Origin of the sequence: Rariglobus hedericola, from assembly GCF_007559335.1 — a bacterium.
GTDB lineage: Bacteria > Verrucomicrobiota > Verrucomicrobiia > Opitutales > Opitutaceae > Rariglobus > Rariglobus hedericola.
The window spans coordinates 2106177-2121981 of record NZ_VMBG01000001.1; the positions used below are offsets into that span (position 1 = coordinate 2106177).

The following is a 15805-nucleotide window of genomic DNA, read 5'->3' on the forward strand; positions in this document are numbered from 1 at the left end:
CCCCCTCCGGTGCCATACCGGAGGGGGCTTTTTTGTGCCCTTGTCCGGTCCGGCACACGAGGGGGTGGCCAACAAAACCACCCGCCATGAAAAAGACCGACCTCCTGCAAACCGCATTGCGTTTCACGCAACCGCTCAACCTCCGCACCGAACTCCGCCCGGGAATTACGCGTCCATTCTTCGAAACGCCTCGACGTCCCGCCGGACATGACATGCTCATGCTCACTACACATCCCGATCTCCTCCCCGAGACCGGCACCGCCCAACCACGCGACCTTACCTTCTTCAACCTCGACCGCCCGTGAATCCGCCCGACGACGTTCTTCCGCCCGTGACCTCCTCCCAACCCGTATATCGCTACGCCGCGCGCACCGCCGGCATGAAGCCCAGCGCCATCCGCGAAATCCTCAAGGTCACCGCCGCGCCCGACGTCATCTCCTTCGCCGGCGGACTACCCGCCCCCGAGCTCTTTCCCGTAGAAGCCGTCGCCCGCTCCGCCCAAGCCGTCCTGCTTTCCGCCGACGGTCCTGCCTCCCTTCAATACGGAGTTACCGAGGGCCACCTGCCTCTCCGCCAATGGGTCGCCGCCCATCTCGCCGAGACCGTCAGCCTCTCCGTCACGCCGGACGACATCGTCATCACCCACGGCTCCCAACAGGCGCTCGATCTCATCGCCAAGGTTCTCCTCGACCCGGGCGACCTCGTGGTGACCGAAAACCCCGCCTACCTCGGCGCCCTGCAGGTCTTCCAAGCCTATGAAGCCCACGCCGTCGGTCTCGCCTCCGACGCGCACGGCCTGCAACCCACCGCCCTGCGCGCCTTCCTGGAGTCATCACCCGTCCGTCCGAAACTGCTGTATTTGATTCCCAACTACCAGAATCCGACCGGCGTCTCGCTCACCGCCGCCCGCCGCGCCGAGATCGTCCGGATCGCCGCCCACTTCGGCGTGCCCGTCCTCGAAGACGATCCCTACGGCGCCCTGCGTTTCTCCGGCGAAGCCCAACCCGCACTCGGCACCTTTCCGGGCGCCCGCGACTGCCTCTACCTCGGCACCTCCAGCAAAATCCTCGCCCCCGGCCTTCGCGTCGCCTGGCTCGCCGTGACCGATGCCGGCCTCCGCGAGAAAATCACCTCCGCCAAGCAGGCCGCCGACCTGCAAACCTCCTCTTTCACCCAGCGCCTCGTGCACCACTACGTCAGCCAACCCGGTGCGCTCTCCGCGCATGTGGAAACGCTGCGCAGCGTGTATGCCCGCCGCCGCGACTTGATGCTCGCCGCCCTCGAACGCGAACTGCCCGCCGGCTGCACCTGGACCAAGCCCGACGGCGGACTGTTTCTCTGGGTCACCCTCCCCGCGTCCATCGACACGACCGCGTTGCTCCAGATCGCCGCCCGCGAAAAAATCGCCTTCGTCCCCGGCGCCCCGTTCTGGGTCGGCGAGCCGGTTCGCAACACCCTGCGCCTCAACTTCAGCAACTCCACCGAGGAACGCATCGAGACCGGCATGGCCCGTCTCGGCGCGGTCATCCGCGCCGCGCTCTAACCCGCGCCGCCTCGTGCGCGCTTGCGCTCGGGGCGCGGGAAAGCGAGCCTTTGCCCATGAGCTGGACCGCACCGTTACGCCCTCTTTTCCGCGCCGGCGAAGGCCTGCTTGATCGCGTGCTCTGCCTGCTCGGCGCCGTGGCGTTCTGCCAGCTGCCCGAGTTCATCCAGCAATACCTGCAACGCCTCGGCGGACGCCTCGACGAGGCCCGTCGCCAGCTGGCCGAGTTCGAAGTGGTCGCCCGCAGTTCCAACCTGACGCTCCCCCAATTCATCGAGCGCACGTCGACCAACACGGACACCGCCGTCGCCAAACTCGGCGGTGTCATGCAAGGCACGATCGACCGCGTCAACGAACTCGCCACCGCCGAGTCCTCCCTGCGCAACGCTTCCATCTGGGAAAAACCCTTCGTCTTCTTTGCGCACCTCGACCGATCCATCGCCAGCGCCACGCTCGACGTTTACCGCCCCGCCGTGCCCACGACCACGGAAGGCCTGATCTACGCCGCCGCCGGCATGATCACGTTCCTCTGCATTTATCACGGCTGCGTCCGCTACCCGATTTCCGCTGCAGTCAAAAAACGCGCTGAACGCCGGACCTCCAAAATCCAGGCACCGAAACAGCCGACGCCTTAATTTCGCAGCGCCGGATCTGCGGCGCACAGGGCGGGCACGATCAACGGCGCTCGCTGCGCAGCCATTTTACATCCGCGTAAAACGTCCCGAACGGCACGAGACTCGCGAGCATGATCAACGCCGCGCGTTTCCACGACCAGTCGTGTTCCAACCACGCCTGCACCGTTGCCGCGATGTAGGCGAGAAACAGCACGCCATGCGCCATGCCGACGACACGCACGGCCTGAGGCTCGCCCCAGAAATATTTCAACGGCATGGCGACGCCAAGCAGCACGAGGAATGAGACGCCCTCGAGAAAACCAATGACACGAAGACGACCGATGGTGGTGGTAAGCAGATTCATGGAACGCGAATACGAAACCACGAACGTCCGCATGTTCCCGCCAACCCTCAATGCCAAGTTTCCCGTGTCGCACGGATACAACCTGAGCAACGCGGGTTATTACCGCACGTTATCAGGATGCGGATGTGTGAAGGGATGAGTCGCAGCGTTGACCGCAGGCAGGCGGACACTTTCACTCTGCCCGCAGTGCCGCCCGCCCGGGTGGTGGAATGGTAGACACCAGAGACTTAAAATCTCTTGATCGTAAGGTCGTGCGGGTTCGAGTCCCGCCCCGGGCACCAGTTTTTAGATTGGCACGGCACCAATCGAAACCGTGCGCGCCCCCCTCGGCGTATCAGCTGCCGATGTAGGTTTGAATGGAACGCGCCGGAATCGTGCAGGCGAGTGCGTCGGCGTCGGTCTTCAGCGTGAACTGCACGGCATCGTCCGTTTCGTTCAGCACCACGATCGCCAGCGAACCATCGGGATTCATAAAGGCCACCGACGACACACCCGGATGCGGTTTGCCCGAGGCGATGCGTTTAGCACCCGGCTTCACGAAGCGGCTGAAATGCCCGATGTAATAAAACGAGCTCTGGTAATGCACCTCGCCCGTCTCGTGATCCACCAGCACCGGAGCATCACACCAGTTGCCGACGTGATTCGGGCCGCCGCGCGTATCCAGGACCATGTTCCAGTCGATCCAACCGCATACCCAGTTGCGAATGTCGCCGATCATGTTGCGCGCATAACGCTCGCCGCGGTCCCACTGGCCGAGCTTCACGCCGCCTTCCCAGCAACCTTCGGTAAACAAAATATGTTTGTCCGGAAATGCCGCGTGCAGTGCCGAGGACTGCGTGAAGTCTTCGCTCACATACCAGTGCAGCGCCGCGCCCCACACAAAACGCGCCGTCGCCGGATCCGAGAAAATCGGCGTCGCGCGCTCGACGAGCAGATCACGGTTATGATCCCACACCAGCAGCTTCACGTCCGCGTGTCCGGCCGCATGCAGCGCCGGGCCGAGATGGTCGCGCACGAAGTCGCGCTCCTCTTCCGCCGTGTAAAGGCACGACTCCCACGTCTGCTTGGCGGCCGGTTCGTTTTGCACCGTCACGGCCCAGATGGGGAGCTTTTCCTCGTCGCGCATCGCGGTCACAAAACGCGCCATCAAGCGCGCCCAGGCATCGCGGCATTCGGGCCGCAAGCCGCCGCCTTGAAGCATGGTGTCGTTGGTCTTCATCCACGCCGGGGGACTCCACGGAGAAGCGAGGAAACGCAACTTGTCACCGGCGATGGCGCGGGCCTCATGCAGCAACGGCAGCACCCAGTTACGCATGGGCGCGAGATCGAATGACTTCAGCTCGAAGTCTCCCGCCGTCTCGGCCAGTGACCAGGGATACAGCGAAAAATCGCAGCTGTTGATATGCGTGCGGGCGAGCGTGTAGCCCAGGCCGTCCTTGGTGTCGTAGTAACGGCGCAACACCTCGGCGCGCTGCGAGGGCGTCGTTTGCGACAACGCCCACGCGGCGGACTCGGTCAATGCTCCGCCAAAGCCTTCCATCGTCTGGAATTGCTCCGCCGGATTGCAATGCAACACGTGCTGGCCGGCGCTCAGACCGGGCGCGAGCAGGCGCGGCGGCGGCGCCACGGAAAGGCGGCGGCCGTTGTCACGCGCCGTCTCGACGACGGACCACGAACGACGGGAACCGGGAGCTGAGGACGCTTTGGCGACCGGGGTCGCGATTTCGGAAACGAGGCTCATTTTACAAGAAAGGGAACGTTATCGATGCTGGCGCCGCCCTTGCCGTCGCGAACCGTCGCGAATAGGCGGTAAGGACCGGTTTTCGTCGGAGCGACTCCGGCGACGGCCAGACCTTCACTGCGGGTGATGCATCCGGGAATGCTCGGCGGGACAGCCTCGTCATCGCCGCCTTCGCGACGATCGGTGCTCTCGGCCACGACCGTCCACTCGACGGTGAGCGTGTCCTTCTCCGCATCGGTCGCCTCAAGCAATCCGGTGAACGGCTGCCCGGGCTTCACAATCGCCTCGCGCAAATCCGTAGTAAATTTACGGATACGCGGGCTGCGGTTTTCCGGCCACTTGCCCGTCCAGGCATACGACATGGCGTCGATCGACGGCATTTTCTCACCGGTCGGCGCGAACATGCCATACCACGTCGAGGTGGTTTCCTGTTTGTTGCCCCACACAAAGGCGTAGCTGCCGATGCAGGTGCCGTGGCTGTCTTCCATCACCATCTTCTGGGTGCTGTAATAATTGGCCGCCTTCTCCTGGCTGGATTGTTCGATGGGCGCATTCCACGAGGTGTGACGCACCTCCCACGCTCCGACCGGACCGAATTCGGTGAGGACAAACGGCTTTTGCCAGCCCGCCTCCTGCAGCGCCTTGCCCACGCCGGCCGCACTACCGTAGGCGTTCACGCCGAGGATATCGATCGCGGTGTAATTTTCCATGAGCGCCTTCACTTTGGCGCCGCCGGCACCGGCGATGACCGTCATCACAGGATGGTTCGGGTCCTCTTGCTTGATGATCTGGGCGAGCACTTGAAGCTCCTTCCAAATACGCGTGTCGCGACCATCCGCGGTCGGACCTTCCATCTCGTTGCCCAAACCCCAGACCAGCAGGCTGGGCTCATTGCGATAACGGCGCACCAGGCCGCGGACATACTCGCGCTGCTTCTCCAGCTGCGCCGGGTCGCTGTAATTAAAACCGTGGCGCTCGTGCTGGAGCCAGATGCCGATGGTCACGGCAAGATCCAGCTCGCGCGCCTGATCAAGCAGGCTTTTGCCGTTGGGACCTTTGTGATCGAGGTCGTCGGCGCCCCAGGTGCGGAACGAGTTTCCGCCCATCTGAACGAGCAGCTCAAGATGACGCTGGCCACCGACGCCATTGATGACGAACGGCCGGCCGTTGCGTAGCAGCTGCCACTGACCATCCGCACGACGCTCCAGCGCGACCTTGGAGGATGGTTGCACGGCGGGCGCGGCCACGGCCGCAGGGGAAACGGGGGAGGAAAGGCTCATAATTAAACACGCGATGGGGAACACATGGGTGAGCACGGCAAAGCCGCGCATGACGGGGCGGGGAGGTAACATCTGGACTGCAACGTGCAGCTAAATCCGCAGCGAGTAAAGGAGTTTTTGATGCATAAAATTGCATAACACTTAAAACCCTCAAAACCTCGTTTTATTGCGGTAAATGCGACTTATGGTGCACAAAGTTTCCGGCCACATTTCGCATTGCTCCCCCGCCGGATGCATTCTTTCTTCACGGCAATCCCAACGGCATGCCCAAGCCCAACCAGCAACTCATCGCAACCAAGCTGAAGCTCTCCCGCGCCACCGTCTCGCGCTGCTTCACCAACCACCCCGGCATCAATCCGCAGACGCGCGCCAAGGTCTTCGCGCTCGCCTCCAAGCTGGGCTACTCCCCGCTCGAAAAAGCCAAGCCCCGCGCCCACGCCGAGCGCCTCAAACTGCTCGATGTCGCCGTGTTGATCTGCGTCGACCTGCCTAATTTCGACAACACGGCCTACGGCAATCCCGGCGAAGAAATCCTCACCGGCGTCACCGAGTTCGCCCGCACCAAGAAGATCAGCCTCGATCTCCATTATGTGAAGCCCGAGGACCTGAGCCTCGACAGCCCGTCCTACCGCCGGATCACCCCGATGCGTCGCCGACGCTGGAAAGGCGTGCTCTTTATTTATCCGTTTCCGCAGACAGTCATGGACGAGCTCATGGCGAAATACCCGTGCGTTTCCCTCGTCGAACAATACGGCACCACCGGCCTCGACTGCGTGGACGTCGATCACTTCCGCGGCGTCAACAAGCTCATGGATCGCCTGCTCGCGCACGGCCATCAACGCATCGGTTTCTTCACGCATCACTACGATGTCGAGGCCAGCTGGGCACTCCGCCGCCACAGCGCCTACATGGAAAAACTGTTTTCCCTCGGCATGCCCTACAACCCCGACGACGCGCTCAACATCGGCCAGCACAACAAGCTCGATTACGATGCCACCCACCAGCGCGCCCTCGAACTCACGCGCAAGGGAGTCACCGCCTGGCTGTGCGCGTCCGACTACGAAGCCTACCAGCTCGTGGAATTCTTCAAGAAGAATGGCCTATCCGTTCCCCGTGATGTTTCCGTCACCGGCTTCGACGGCATTCGCAAGCCCGCCGGCGCCCCTCTCCTCAGCACCGTGCAGGTCCCTTATCGTGAGATCGGCGTCACCGGCGTGAAACGCCTGTCCGACCTGATCAACCGCCGCTTCGATTCCACCCAGCACATCCTGCTGGACTGCGCTTTGCGCGAGGGCGAAACCATCGCCGCTCCGCGCAATTCAGCACTCTGATTTCGCGTTCGCGGAATCCTGCACCGCTCAAAAACCGGTCGCTCACCGCGAACATTGTTGCATAAAGTTGCAGAAATCAGCTTGACGCGCCCACGGCCATTACGCATGGTTTTTAACGTTAGCCGCCCCGTCTGTTTTCCAACCCTCATCCCCCCATGAAACCCGGCCTGCTTCTTTCCGTGACGTCCTGCGTCGTCGCCTCGCTCCTGCCCCTTTCCGCCCAAACTCCGGACGCCACCCCGGCGCCCGCCGCCGCCACCACCCCGGCCGCACCCAAGCTCGACTTTGGTGACAACGGCTCCGCCACCATCACCGGCAAAGCCTGGGCCGCCCACGCCGCCAAAAACGTCGCCGAGGTTAAGGGCTACGTCGCCCGCGTCCGCGAGCTCTACGAAGCCACCGCCATCCAGCAGCAGAATTCGCTGACCGCCCCCGTCCCCACCGACGACAAGGAAAAGGTTCACTCGTATTGGGCCCTCAATGACGTCGGCACGTCCCTCTTCATCCTGGGGCAGACGCTTGAGCAATCCGGCGACAAGGCCGGTGCCCTCGCCGCCTACAAGACGCTCGTGGACAAATTGTCCTTCGCCCAGTGCTGGGACACCAAAGGCTGGTTCTGGCGTCCGTCCGAAGCCGCCCGCGCCCGCGTGAAGGCCCTCGAGTTCGACGCCGCCGAATAACCTTCGCCGTTTTTCGTTTCCCTTCCCCAAGGCCGGACCGCGTGTCCGGCCTTTCTGCTCCCGCGCCCGCACCCCCATTTTCCCGCGGCATTGCTTCGCTCCATGTCCCGCCAGCCTTCACGTTTCAAAATCATCTTCGAAGCCGCATCGCCCGCGGTGTGGGTGCTGTTGGTGATCGCCGTGCTGACGACTCTCTACGTCTGGCAACGTCCCGCGCGGCGCTACGACGGTCTCATTTTCTGGACCTCCGCACGCGCCCACACACCTGCCTACGCACCGCTCATTGAAACTTGGAATCGCAACCACCCGGTGGATTCCAAGGTGAACATGTTGCTCCTCGATTACGGCGCCTTGGAGCGGCGCATGTTGTCGGGTTTTCTCTCCGGCACTCCCGTCTCGGATCTAATCGAGGTCGAACGCAACATCGCCGGCCGCGCCTTCACCGGTCCGGTCGAGGATGTCGGTTTTATCGACCTCACCGACCGCCTTCGCAACGAGGGCCTGCTCGAAAAAATCAACGCGCCGTCCTTCGGTGCGTGGACATCTCGCGGCCGCATCTTCGGCCTGCCTCACGATGTCCACCCCGTGCTCCTCGCCTACCGCGCCGATATCGTTGAAGCCGCTGGCATTGATGTCTCCACCATCGAAACCTGGGACGACCTCATCCGCGCCTTTCGTCCCCTCATGAAAGACTTCGATGGCGACGGCCGCCCCGACCGTTTCATTCTCAACTTCTGGCCCACCAACGCCGACATTACGTTCGCGCTTCTCCTCCAGGCCGGCGGTCAACTCTTCGACGAACACGACCGCCCCGTCATCGACTCCGAGATCAACGCCCGCGTCATCACCACGCTCGCCACCTGGTCTACCGGTTCCACCCGTATTTCCGTGGACGCCCCCGAGTTCTCCGCCGCCGGAAATCAACTGCGCCTCCAAGGCACTGTCATCGCTTCCGTCATGCCCGACTGGCTCGCCGGCGTCTGGAAAATCGACCTCCCCGCCCTCTCCGGAAAAATCAAACTCATGCCGCTGCCCGCATGGACACCCGGCGGCCGCCGCACCAGCGCGCAGGGCGGCTCCATGCTCGGCATTCCCAAAACCTCCCGCGACCCCGAAGCCTGCTGGGCCTTCGCTAAGGAACTTTATTTGTCCCCCCAGCTCGCCGCCGAATCCTACCGCGCCCTCAGCATCGTCACCCCCGTAAAGCAATTTTGGTCGCTCCCCGTGTTCGACGAGCCCGACGCCTACTTCGCCGGACAACCCGCCGGCCGTCTCTTCATCAACCAGGCTCCCAACGTCCCCGTCCGTTCTTCCTCGCCTTACGGCTCACTCGCGATGGCCCGCATAAACGACGCGATGCTTTCTCTCGTCACCTACATCGAGGCCACCGGCGAGACCGACGTTGAAAAACTCCTCCCCGAAACCCGCCGCCTGCTCGCCTTCGCCCAGGCCCAGGTCGTGAAGCAGATCGATCGCAACGTCTTCCTGCGCCCTGCAACGAACGCCGAGAAACCCGCCGCATCCAAGTAATGAATACGCCGGACCAACCACGTCGCCGCTTTCGTTCCGAGCCCGCCTGGGTGCCCTGGCTCTTCCTTTCGCCGTTCATCATCACGATCACCGTCTTCCTCGCGTGGCCGCTCCTCCAGTCGGTCCTGCTTTCGATGCAGCAAACCTACGGACCCAAAACATCCCGCTGGGTCGGCATAGACAATTTCACGTTCCTCCTCACCGATCCGCTCTTCTGGAAGGCGCTGCGCAACACGCTCATTTTCTCCTGCGGCTCCGTCTTCCTGCAGCTCCCGCTGTCTCTCGGCCTCGCCCTGCTGCTCAATCGCCCCGGTCTCAAGGGTCGCGCGTTCTTCCGCCTCATCTTCTTCGCTCCGTCGCTGGTGGGCCTTGTCTTCGTGGGCCTGATGTTCGCCCTCATGTTCGAGAAGCGCACCGGCATCATCAACGTCACGCTTCACGCCCTCTTCGCGTCGTTCAACCCCGAGTTCCCGTGGCTCCAGGAATACGTGATGCCCGCGCTCATTCTCGCCGCGCTCTGGCTCTACGTCGGGTTCAACATGATCTACTTCCTCGCCGCGTTGCAGAACGTGCCCGCCGAGCTCCTAGAAGCAGCCGCTCTCGACGGCGCCGGTCCGTGGGATCGTTTCCGTCACGTCGTCGTTCCTGAAATCATGCCGGTCGTCTCCTTCGTCGTGCTGCTTTCGCTCCTCGGCAGTTTCCAACTTTTCGAACTGCCGTTCATTCTGCTCAACGGCCCCGGACCCGACAACCGCGGCCTCACGATCGTGATGTATCTCTACCAGACGGGTTTCGTCACCGGTGACCTCGGTTACGCCAGCGCCATCGGCTGGATGCTCGCACTGATGCTCGGCACCTTCGCCCTCGGCCAGAGGCTCTGGATGAAAAAGGAGGAAGCCAAATGACCGGCGACCTCAGTTTCTCCGCCCGGCAAAGGCTCCTGCTCATCCCGGTTTACACGCTGCTCGTGATGGCCGCCGCGCTCACACTTGTGCCGTTCATCTGGATGGCTTGCGCCGCCTTCAAGGGTAACGCCGATTTTTTCTCCTCCGTTTTTCTTCCACGTGGCGACGGCTTTCTCGGCATCGCCTGGGACCGCCTCACCGTCGTCAATTTCAAGCGTCTCTTCACCGAACTCAGCATCGGCAACGCGCTGCTCAACTCGTTCTTCCTGTCATCGGTCAGCGCGATCGCCGCCACGCTTTGCTCCGCCGCCGGCGGCTACGCCCTCGCCAAGTTCCGCTTCGCCGGTCGCGGCTTCGTGCTGAATCTCGTGCTCGTCGCCCTCGTCATCCCCGGCCCGCTGCTCATGGCCCCGGGCTACCAGCTGATCTACAAGCTCGGGCTGCTCGACACCTACGCGGGCCTGATCCTCCCGGGCGTCGCGCCCGCCTTCGGCATTTTCCTTTTCCGTCAGGCCACCATGAACGCCATTCCGCACGAGCTCCTCGAAAGCGCGCGTATCGACGGCGCCGGCGAGCTTCGCATTTTCTTCACGTTGGTCCTGCCGCTTCTCCGTCCGATGATCGGTGCGTTTCTGATGATCACGTTCCTCGGCACATGGAACAACTTCATCGGCCCGCAGATCATCCTGCAGTCGCCCGAACTCTTTCCGCTTTCTGTCGCCATTAATCAACTACGCGGACTCTACGGCCAGGACTACGGCATGATCATGTCGGGCACGCTGGTCTCCATCGCGCCGGTGCTCTGCCTCTTCCTCCTTCTCCAGAAGGAATTCATCGCCGGCCTCACCAGCGGCGCCGTCAAAGGATAATTTTATGAAAACCCCACGTCTGCTCCTCGCCCTCGTTTTCACTTTCGCAGCCTCCATGCTCCCGGCCGCGCCGTCCAAGGTCGCCATCGTCTCCAAGGGCGCCGGCTACGAACTCCAGTTCAACGGCCAGCCCTACATCGCGAAGGGCGTCACCTTCAGCGGCAGCGGCGGCCCCGCCAATTATGAGAAGGACATGGCGCGTCTTGCCTCCATCGGCGTGAACTCCATCCGCACGTGGGGCGTTGGTGACGACACGCTACGCCTCCTCGATGCCGCCCACAAAAACGGCATCACCGTCATGGTCGGTCTCTGGCTTCGCCACGGCCGTCCCGGCATGGAGGGCGACGACAGTTTCGACTACACCAAGGACACGTCCGGCGTCCGCAAACAGCTCGACGACACCATCGCCGCCGTCCGCAAATACAAAGACCATCCCGCCGTCCTCGTCTGGGGCGCCGGCAACGAGGTCATCCTCAACTGCCCCAACGACGCCGTGAAGGAGGCCTACGCCAGGTTCCTCGAAAAGGTCGTGCAGGAAATCAAGAAGACCGATCCCAACCACCCCGTCGTCTCCGTCGACGCCTGGACCGTCGGCCTGTCCTGGTGGGAAAAATACGTCCCGTCCCTCGACGCCTACGGCATCAACGCCTACGGCCGCGGCCTCATCGGCCTCCCCGGCACGCTCGCCAAGGATGGCGTCAAAAAGCCGTGGTTCATCACCGAGTTCGGCTCCCAGGGCGAATGGGACGTGGGCAAGGACGACAACGGCGTTCCCCGCGAGCCCGACGACGAGGAGAAATACAACGTCATCACCGCCGTATGGTCCGAGGGCTTGAAACCGCAGATCGACGCCGGCCGTTGCCTCGGTCTTTACGTGTTCAACTTCAGCGCCTCCTTCGACCACACCAACCTCTGGCTGGGCATGTTGTCCGGCGAACGCTCCCGTCCGCCCTTCCACGCGGTCGAGGAAATCTACACCGGAAAAAAATCCGACGCCGTTCTGCCTCACGTTGTCGGCATCGCCGTGCGCGACGTGCAGGTTCTCTCCGACGGAACCTGGGCCACCGTGAAGTTCATCGTCAAAGATCCCGAGTCCAAGCCGCTCGACATCTCGTTCGCCTACCTCAACCGCAACGCCGCTTCCCGCCACGAGCGCGACGCCGTCAACATCGTCGAATCCAAGGCCGGCCCCGCCAAAAATATCTGGCTGGTAAAGATGCCCAAGATCAAGGGCTCCCTCAAACTCTACGCCATCGTGAAGGACACGCGTAACAACCTCGTGACCGCCACCACGTCGGTGAAGGTGCCGTAAGCCTCCAGTCATCTTCGTATCCACACCATGTCGCGCCTTCTCATCCTCCTGCTTGCCGCGTTCGCTTTGATCGCGCGCGCCGCGGCCGCCGTCGAAGTCGTTTCCACGGGCGAGGGTCGCTGGGAACTGCGCGCCGACGGCCGGCCCTACGAGATACGCGGCGTCACCTTCAGCGGCACCGGCGGACCCGCCGCCTACGATCGCGATTGCGAAAAACTCGCCGCCATCGGCGTGAATACGATTCGCACGTGGGGTGCCGGCAACGACACGCCCGCACTCCTAGATGCCGCGCACAAACACGGGTTGCGCGTCCTCCTCGGTCTCTGGTTCCGCCACGGCCAGCCGGGCGCGGAGGCGGATGACAGTTTCGATTACACGAGGGACACCGCCGGCATCGCCAGCCAGCAGGCGGCGATTCTGAAAAGCGTGCGCGCTTACAAAGACCATCCCGCGCTCCTCGCGTGGGGCGTCGGTAACGAGGTGTTCCTCAACCTTCCCAACGACGAGGCCAAGACCGCCTACGCCCTCGCGCTCGAAGCCGCCTGCCGCGAGATCAAGCTCATCGATCCCCATCATCCGCTCATCGCGGTCGACGCTTTCACGAAGGGCGTTTCCTGGGTCGAGCGTTTCTGCCCGTCCGTCGATGCGCATGGCATCAATATCTACGGGGCCGGCATTGCCGCGTTGCCCGCCGCCCTCGCCAAGGCCGGTTCCACGCGCCCGTGGTTGGTCACCGAATACGGATCACGCGGCGACTGGGACACGCCCAAGGACAAAAATGGCGTCAAACTCGAATCCTCCGATGACGAAAAATACCGCGTCATCACCGATGCCTGGAATAAAACCATCACCCCCCAGCGCATCGCCGGCCGCTGTCTCGGCCTGTTCGTTTTCAATTACAGCAACTCGCTGAGCTACACGAATCTCAAGCACGGCCTTCTCCTCGGCGAATCCACACGTCCGGCCTGGCACGCCGTCCGTGAAATCTACCTCGGCGAGAAACCATCGGCACCACTCACAAGCGTCACCCGCTTTCGCGTCATCTCGCGCGATGATGCGCCCGCCGGCTGGATGGCCGTTGAAGTCACGCTGGCTGAGGCCACCACAAAATTCCCCGCCATCACTTTCGCCTGCAACTTCCGCTCCGCCGCCACCCGCTCCAAACGCGACGCTATCATCTCGCTCGAATCCAGACCCGGACCCAGCCCCGACATCTGGTTTATCCGTCCGCCGGACATCAAGGGTCCTGCTAAAATTTACGCCCTGCTCACCGACGCGTCCCATGTCGTGGTGACTGCCACCACTTCGACCATCTTCCCGTGAACCGGCCTGACCACCTATATTTTTGATTTTCAGCATAGCATTCAGACCGCCTTAAACCGCCCGCTTTAACCCTCCCTCCCTCCCATCGCCCTCCGCCGACATAGCAATTGCCTAAACAATTGCTCGAAATGTGTTCGCTTCATTCATCAACCTGACTGGACAAGCACCGAGCTTCCCGCTCGTGTGTCTTAACCCCTCTTTTCCCACCCGCCCCGGGCACCCAACGTAGTCCTCCCCAAACTACACCCTTTACGCTTTCCCATCATGTCTGACTCCACCGAAGAATCCGTCCCCGCACCGGCCCCCGAGACCGCCGCTCCCGTCTCCTACGAAGCGTCACCCGTCGGCCCCGAACAGATTGATTACTGCCGCCAGGTTTACGCCGCCATCCAAGGCGAACTCTCCAAGGTCATCGTCGGCCAGCAACAGGTCGTCGAAGAGATCCTCATCGCCATCTTCACCCGTTCGCACGCGCTCCTCGTCGGCGTGCCCGGCCTCGCGAAAACCCTGCTCATCTCGACCCTCGCCGACACGCTCGCCATGTCGTTCAAGCGCGTGCAGTTCACGCCCGACTTGATGCCGTCCGACATCACCGGCACCGAGGTCATCTACACCGATCCGCTCACCCAGGAGCGCTCCTTCAAGTTCATCAACGGTCCTCTCTTCGCCAACATCGTCCTCGCCGACGAAATCAACCGCACACCTCCGAAAACCCAGGCCGCCTTGCTCGAGGCCATGCAGGAGCGCCGCGTTACTGTCGGTGGCAAAACCCACAAGCTCCCCGCCCCGTTCTTCGTGCTCGCGACCCAGAATCCGCTGGAGCAGGAAGGCACCTATCCTCTCCCCGAGGCGCAGCTCGACAGATTTATGTTCCTCATCCGCGTTGGCTATCCGTCCGACGAGGAAGAGCTCGAAATCATGAAGCGCGCCTCCGCCAAGGGTGAACAACCGCAGGTCGTCATCGACGCCGAGCAGGTCATCGCCCTCCAGGAGATCGTGAAATCGATGCCGGTCGCCGACCACGTGTATCACTACGCCAAGGCCCTCGTCCGCGCCACCCGCACCGGCGAACCCGACGCACTGGAACCCGCGAAGAAATGGTTGAGCGTCGGTGCCGGTCCCCGCGCCAGCCTCTCGATCATCACCGCCGCCAAGGCCCACGCCGTCATCCACGGCCAGAACCATGTCGGCTGCGAAAACATCGCGGCGGTCGCCCACGCGATCCTGCGCCACCGTATCGCCGTGAACTTCACCGCGCAGAGCGAAGGCGTCACCACCGACGCGGTCATCACCGAGCTCCTCCAGCTCATCCCCGCCAACCAGCCGCTAGCCTGAGTCCGTTCTCCGCCGTCGGTCTTCAGTCACCTGAAGTCCGTCTTCCCGTAGTCTGTCCTCCGTCCTCTGTCTTCAGTCATGGCCGCCACGCATACCCTCCTCGACCCCGACACACTGTCGCGCGCTGAACCGCTCGGTCTCTTCGCGCGTCGCGTCGTCGAGGGCTATCGCGTGGGCGAACATCGTTCACCGTTCAACGGCTTCGCCATCGAGTTTTCGCAACACCGCGAATACTCGCCCGGCGACGACCCGCGCCACCTGGACTGGAAGATCCTCGGCCGTTCCGACAAGTATTACATCAAGCAATACGAACAGGACACCAACTTCGTCGCGCACCTCCTCCTCGATGGCAGCGCGTCGATGTCGTTCGCTTCCGGCACTGTATCGAAAATCCAATACGCCCGCGGACTTGTCGCGTGCTTGAGCTTCCTGATCCTCCAGCAACGCGACGCCGTCACCGCCACGATCTTCGACGACCGCCCGCGCGAGACGTTTCAACGCACCGACAGTCTCGGCAAGGTCCACCAGCTTTGCACGCAGCTCACGAATTTCACCCCCGCCCGCCCCGGTAATCTCCGCGCCTGCCTTCAGGATTACGCCGCCCGCCTCAGCGCCCGCGGCATCGTGGTGGTCATCAGTGATCTGCTCGATGATCCGGCCGACCTCCTGCAAGGCCTGCGTCGCCTGAGCCTCACCCGCAGCGAGGTCATCGTCTTCCAAGTGCTCGACAACGAGGAGATCACGTTCCCGCTCGAAGGAAACGTCCGCTTCATCGGACTGGAAGACGACTCGCGCCTCCAGACCAACCCCGCCGATCTGCGCAAGAGCTACCTCGCCGCGTTCAACGAGCATCAGAAGGCCGTCCGCCGCGCCTGCGAACAATGCGGCGTCCATTATACTCTCTGCGACACCAGCCGCCCCCTCGCCGAGGCCCTGACCGGTTACCTCGCTTTCCGCTCCAAAGCCGGCTGACCCCAC

The 15805-nt window shown here is 62.8% G+C and carries 15 protein-coding genes and 1 tRNA gene; 13 read left to right on the forward strand and 3 right to left on the reverse strand.

Going from position 1 to position 15805, the window contains the following annotated elements; all coding sequences use genetic code 11:
- Positions 1-86: 86 nt before the first annotated feature.
- Genes FPL22_RS09225 through FPL22_RS09235 form a run of 3 tightly spaced genes read left to right on the forward strand, consistent with a single transcriptional unit; the run spans position 87 to position 2178 of the window.
- Positions 87-305 (forward strand): hypothetical protein, encoded by a 219-nt coding sequence (locus FPL22_RS09225; RefSeq protein ID WP_144229991.1) that lies wholly within the window; start codon positions 87-89, stop codon positions 303-305.
- Complete coding sequence (locus FPL22_RS09230; RefSeq protein ID WP_238991356.1) at positions 302-1543, forward strand: aminotransferase-like domain-containing protein; 1242 nt, start codon at positions 302-304, stop codon at positions 1541-1543. Before FPL22_RS09225 ends, FPL22_RS09230 begins: the two co-directional genes overlap by 4 nt.
- Before the next feature lie 56 nt (positions 1544-1599).
- The gene (locus FPL22_RS09235) at positions 1600-2178 is read left to right on the forward strand and encodes a DUF2937 family protein (RefSeq protein WP_144229992.1); all 579 of its coding nucleotides are present in this window, start codon (positions 1600-1602) and stop codon (positions 2176-2178) included.
- Between the two features lie 40 nt (positions 2179-2218).
- Here the strand turns inward: FPL22_RS09235 and FPL22_RS09240 are convergent, their stop codons facing one another.
- Entirely contained in the window at positions 2219-2521 is a 303-nt protein-coding gene (locus tag FPL22_RS09240; protein WP_144229993.1) for a DUF3817 domain-containing protein, read from the reverse strand.
- Positions 2522-2716: 195 nt separating this feature from the next.
- On the opposite strand from FPL22_RS09240, the gene FPL22_RS09245 reads away from it, so the two are divergent.
- Positions 2717-2802, forward strand: a tRNA-Leu gene (locus tag FPL22_RS09245).
- Positions 2803-2855: 53 nt separating this feature from the next.
- Here FPL22_RS09245 and FPL22_RS09250 read toward each other — a convergent pair.
- Both FPL22_RS09250 and FPL22_RS09255 read right to left on the reverse strand, forming a co-directional pair.
- Positions 2856-4262: a glycoside hydrolase family 30 protein gene (locus FPL22_RS09250; RefSeq protein WP_144229994.1), complete on the reverse strand. Its 1407-nt coding sequence runs from the start codon at positions 4260-4262 to the stop codon at positions 2856-2858.
- The gene (locus FPL22_RS09255) at positions 4259-5542 is read right to left on the reverse strand and encodes a glycoside hydrolase family 2 TIM barrel-domain containing protein (protein ID WP_162525243.1); all 1284 of its coding nucleotides are present in this window, start codon (positions 5540-5542) and stop codon (positions 4259-4261) included. Before FPL22_RS09255 ends, FPL22_RS09250 begins: the two co-directional genes overlap by 4 nt.
- Before the next feature lie 263 nt (positions 5543-5805).
- Here FPL22_RS09255 and FPL22_RS09260 point away from each other — a divergent pair, with 263 nt between their 5' ends.
- From FPL22_RS09260 to FPL22_RS09300, 9 genes are all read left to right on the forward strand, one after another.
- Entirely contained in the window at positions 5806-6873 is a 1068-nt protein-coding gene (locus FPL22_RS09260) for a LacI family DNA-binding transcriptional regulator (protein WP_144229996.1), read from the forward strand.
- 155 nt (positions 6874-7028) lie between these two features.
- Positions 7029-7553 carry a beta-glucanase precursor gene (locus tag FPL22_RS09265; RefSeq protein WP_144229997.1) on the forward strand — a complete coding sequence of 175 codons (525 nt, stop codon included), beginning with the start codon at positions 7029-7031 and terminating at the stop codon, positions 7551-7553.
- A 102-nt stretch (positions 7554-7655) separates the two neighbouring features.
- The gene (locus FPL22_RS09270) at positions 7656-9083 is read left to right on the forward strand and encodes an ABC transporter substrate-binding protein (RefSeq protein WP_144229998.1); all 1428 of its coding nucleotides are present in this window, start codon (positions 7656-7658) and stop codon (positions 9081-9083) included.
- On the forward strand, positions 9083-9988 hold the full coding sequence (locus tag FPL22_RS09275) for a carbohydrate ABC transporter permease (protein WP_144229999.1): 906 nt from the start codon (positions 9083-9085) through the stop codon (positions 9986-9988). The genes FPL22_RS09270 and FPL22_RS09275 overlap by 1 nt, the downstream gene beginning before the upstream one ends.
- Complete coding sequence (locus tag FPL22_RS09280) at positions 9985-10857, forward strand: carbohydrate ABC transporter permease (RefSeq protein WP_144230000.1); 873 nt, start codon at positions 9985-9987, stop codon at positions 10855-10857. Before FPL22_RS09275 ends, FPL22_RS09280 begins: the two co-directional genes overlap by 4 nt.
- A gap of 4 nt (positions 10858-10861) precedes the next feature.
- A complete protein-coding gene (locus tag FPL22_RS09285; protein ID WP_144230001.1) occupies positions 10862-12169 on the forward strand; it encodes a glycoside hydrolase family 2 TIM barrel-domain containing protein in 1308 nt (435 codons plus the stop codon).
- A gap of 27 nt (positions 12170-12196) precedes the next feature.
- On the forward strand, positions 12197-13492 hold the full coding sequence (locus tag FPL22_RS09290) for a glycoside hydrolase 5 family protein (protein WP_144230002.1): 1296 nt from the start codon (positions 12197-12199) through the stop codon (positions 13490-13492).
- 264 nt (positions 13493-13756) lie between these two features.
- Positions 13757-14827 (forward strand): AAA family ATPase, encoded by a 1071-nt coding sequence (locus FPL22_RS09295; RefSeq protein WP_144230003.1) that lies wholly within the window; start codon positions 13757-13759, stop codon positions 14825-14827.
- Positions 14828-14905: 78 nt separating this feature from the next.
- Complete coding sequence (locus FPL22_RS09300; protein WP_144230004.1) at positions 14906-15799, forward strand: DUF58 domain-containing protein; 894 nt, start codon at positions 14906-14908, stop codon at positions 15797-15799.
- Positions 15800-15805: the final 6 nt, after the last annotated feature.

Excerpts from the sequence above, each read along its gene's own strand:
- FPL22_RS09250 (WP_144229994.1), bottom strand. The coding sequence starts at position 4,262 with ATGAGCCTCGTTTCCGAAATCGCGACCCCGGTCGCCAAAGCGTCCTCA.
- FPL22_RS09255 (WP_162525243.1), bottom strand. The coding sequence starts at position 5,542 with ATGAGCCTTTCCTCCCCCGTTTCCCCTGCGGCCGTGGCCGCGCCCGCC.
- FPL22_RS09270 (WP_144229998.1), top strand. The coding sequence starts at position 7,656 with ATGTCCCGCCAGCCTTCACGTTTCAAAATCATCTTCGAAGCCGCATCG.
- FPL22_RS09285 (WP_144230001.1), top strand. The coding sequence starts at position 10,862 with ATGAAAACCCCACGTCTGCTCCTCGCCCTCGTTTTCACTTTCGCAGCC.
- FPL22_RS09260 (WP_144229996.1), top strand. The coding sequence starts at position 5,806 with ATGCCCAAGCCCAACCAGCAACTCATCGCAACCAAGCTGAAGCTCTCC.
- FPL22_RS09240 (WP_144229993.1), bottom strand. The coding sequence starts at position 2,521 with ATGAATCTGCTTACCACCACCATCGGTCGTCTTCGTGTCATTGGTTTT.
- FPL22_RS09295 (WP_144230003.1), top strand. The coding sequence starts at position 13,757 with ATGTCTGACTCCACCGAAGAATCCGTCCCCGCACCGGCCCCCGAGACC.
- FPL22_RS09290 (WP_144230002.1), top strand. The coding sequence starts at position 12,197 with ATGTCGCGCCTTCTCATCCTCCTGCTTGCCGCGTTCGCTTTGATCGCG.
- FPL22_RS09280 (WP_144230000.1), top strand. The coding sequence starts at position 9,985 with ATGACCGGCGACCTCAGTTTCTCCGCCCGGCAAAGGCTCCTGCTCATC.
- FPL22_RS09225 (WP_144229991.1), top strand. The coding sequence starts at position 87 with ATGAAAAAGACCGACCTCCTGCAAACCGCATTGCGTTTCACGCAACCG.
- FPL22_RS09265 (WP_144229997.1), top strand. The coding sequence starts at position 7,029 with ATGAAACCCGGCCTGCTTCTTTCCGTGACGTCCTGCGTCGTCGCCTCG.
- FPL22_RS09275 (WP_144229999.1), top strand. The coding sequence starts at position 9,083 with ATGAATACGCCGGACCAACCACGTCGCCGCTTTCGTTCCGAGCCCGCC.
- FPL22_RS09235 (WP_144229992.1), top strand. The coding sequence starts at position 1,600 with ATGAGCTGGACCGCACCGTTACGCCCTCTTTTCCGCGCCGGCGAAGGC.
- FPL22_RS09300 (WP_144230004.1), top strand. The coding sequence starts at position 14,906 with ATGGCCGCCACGCATACCCTCCTCGACCCCGACACACTGTCGCGCGCT.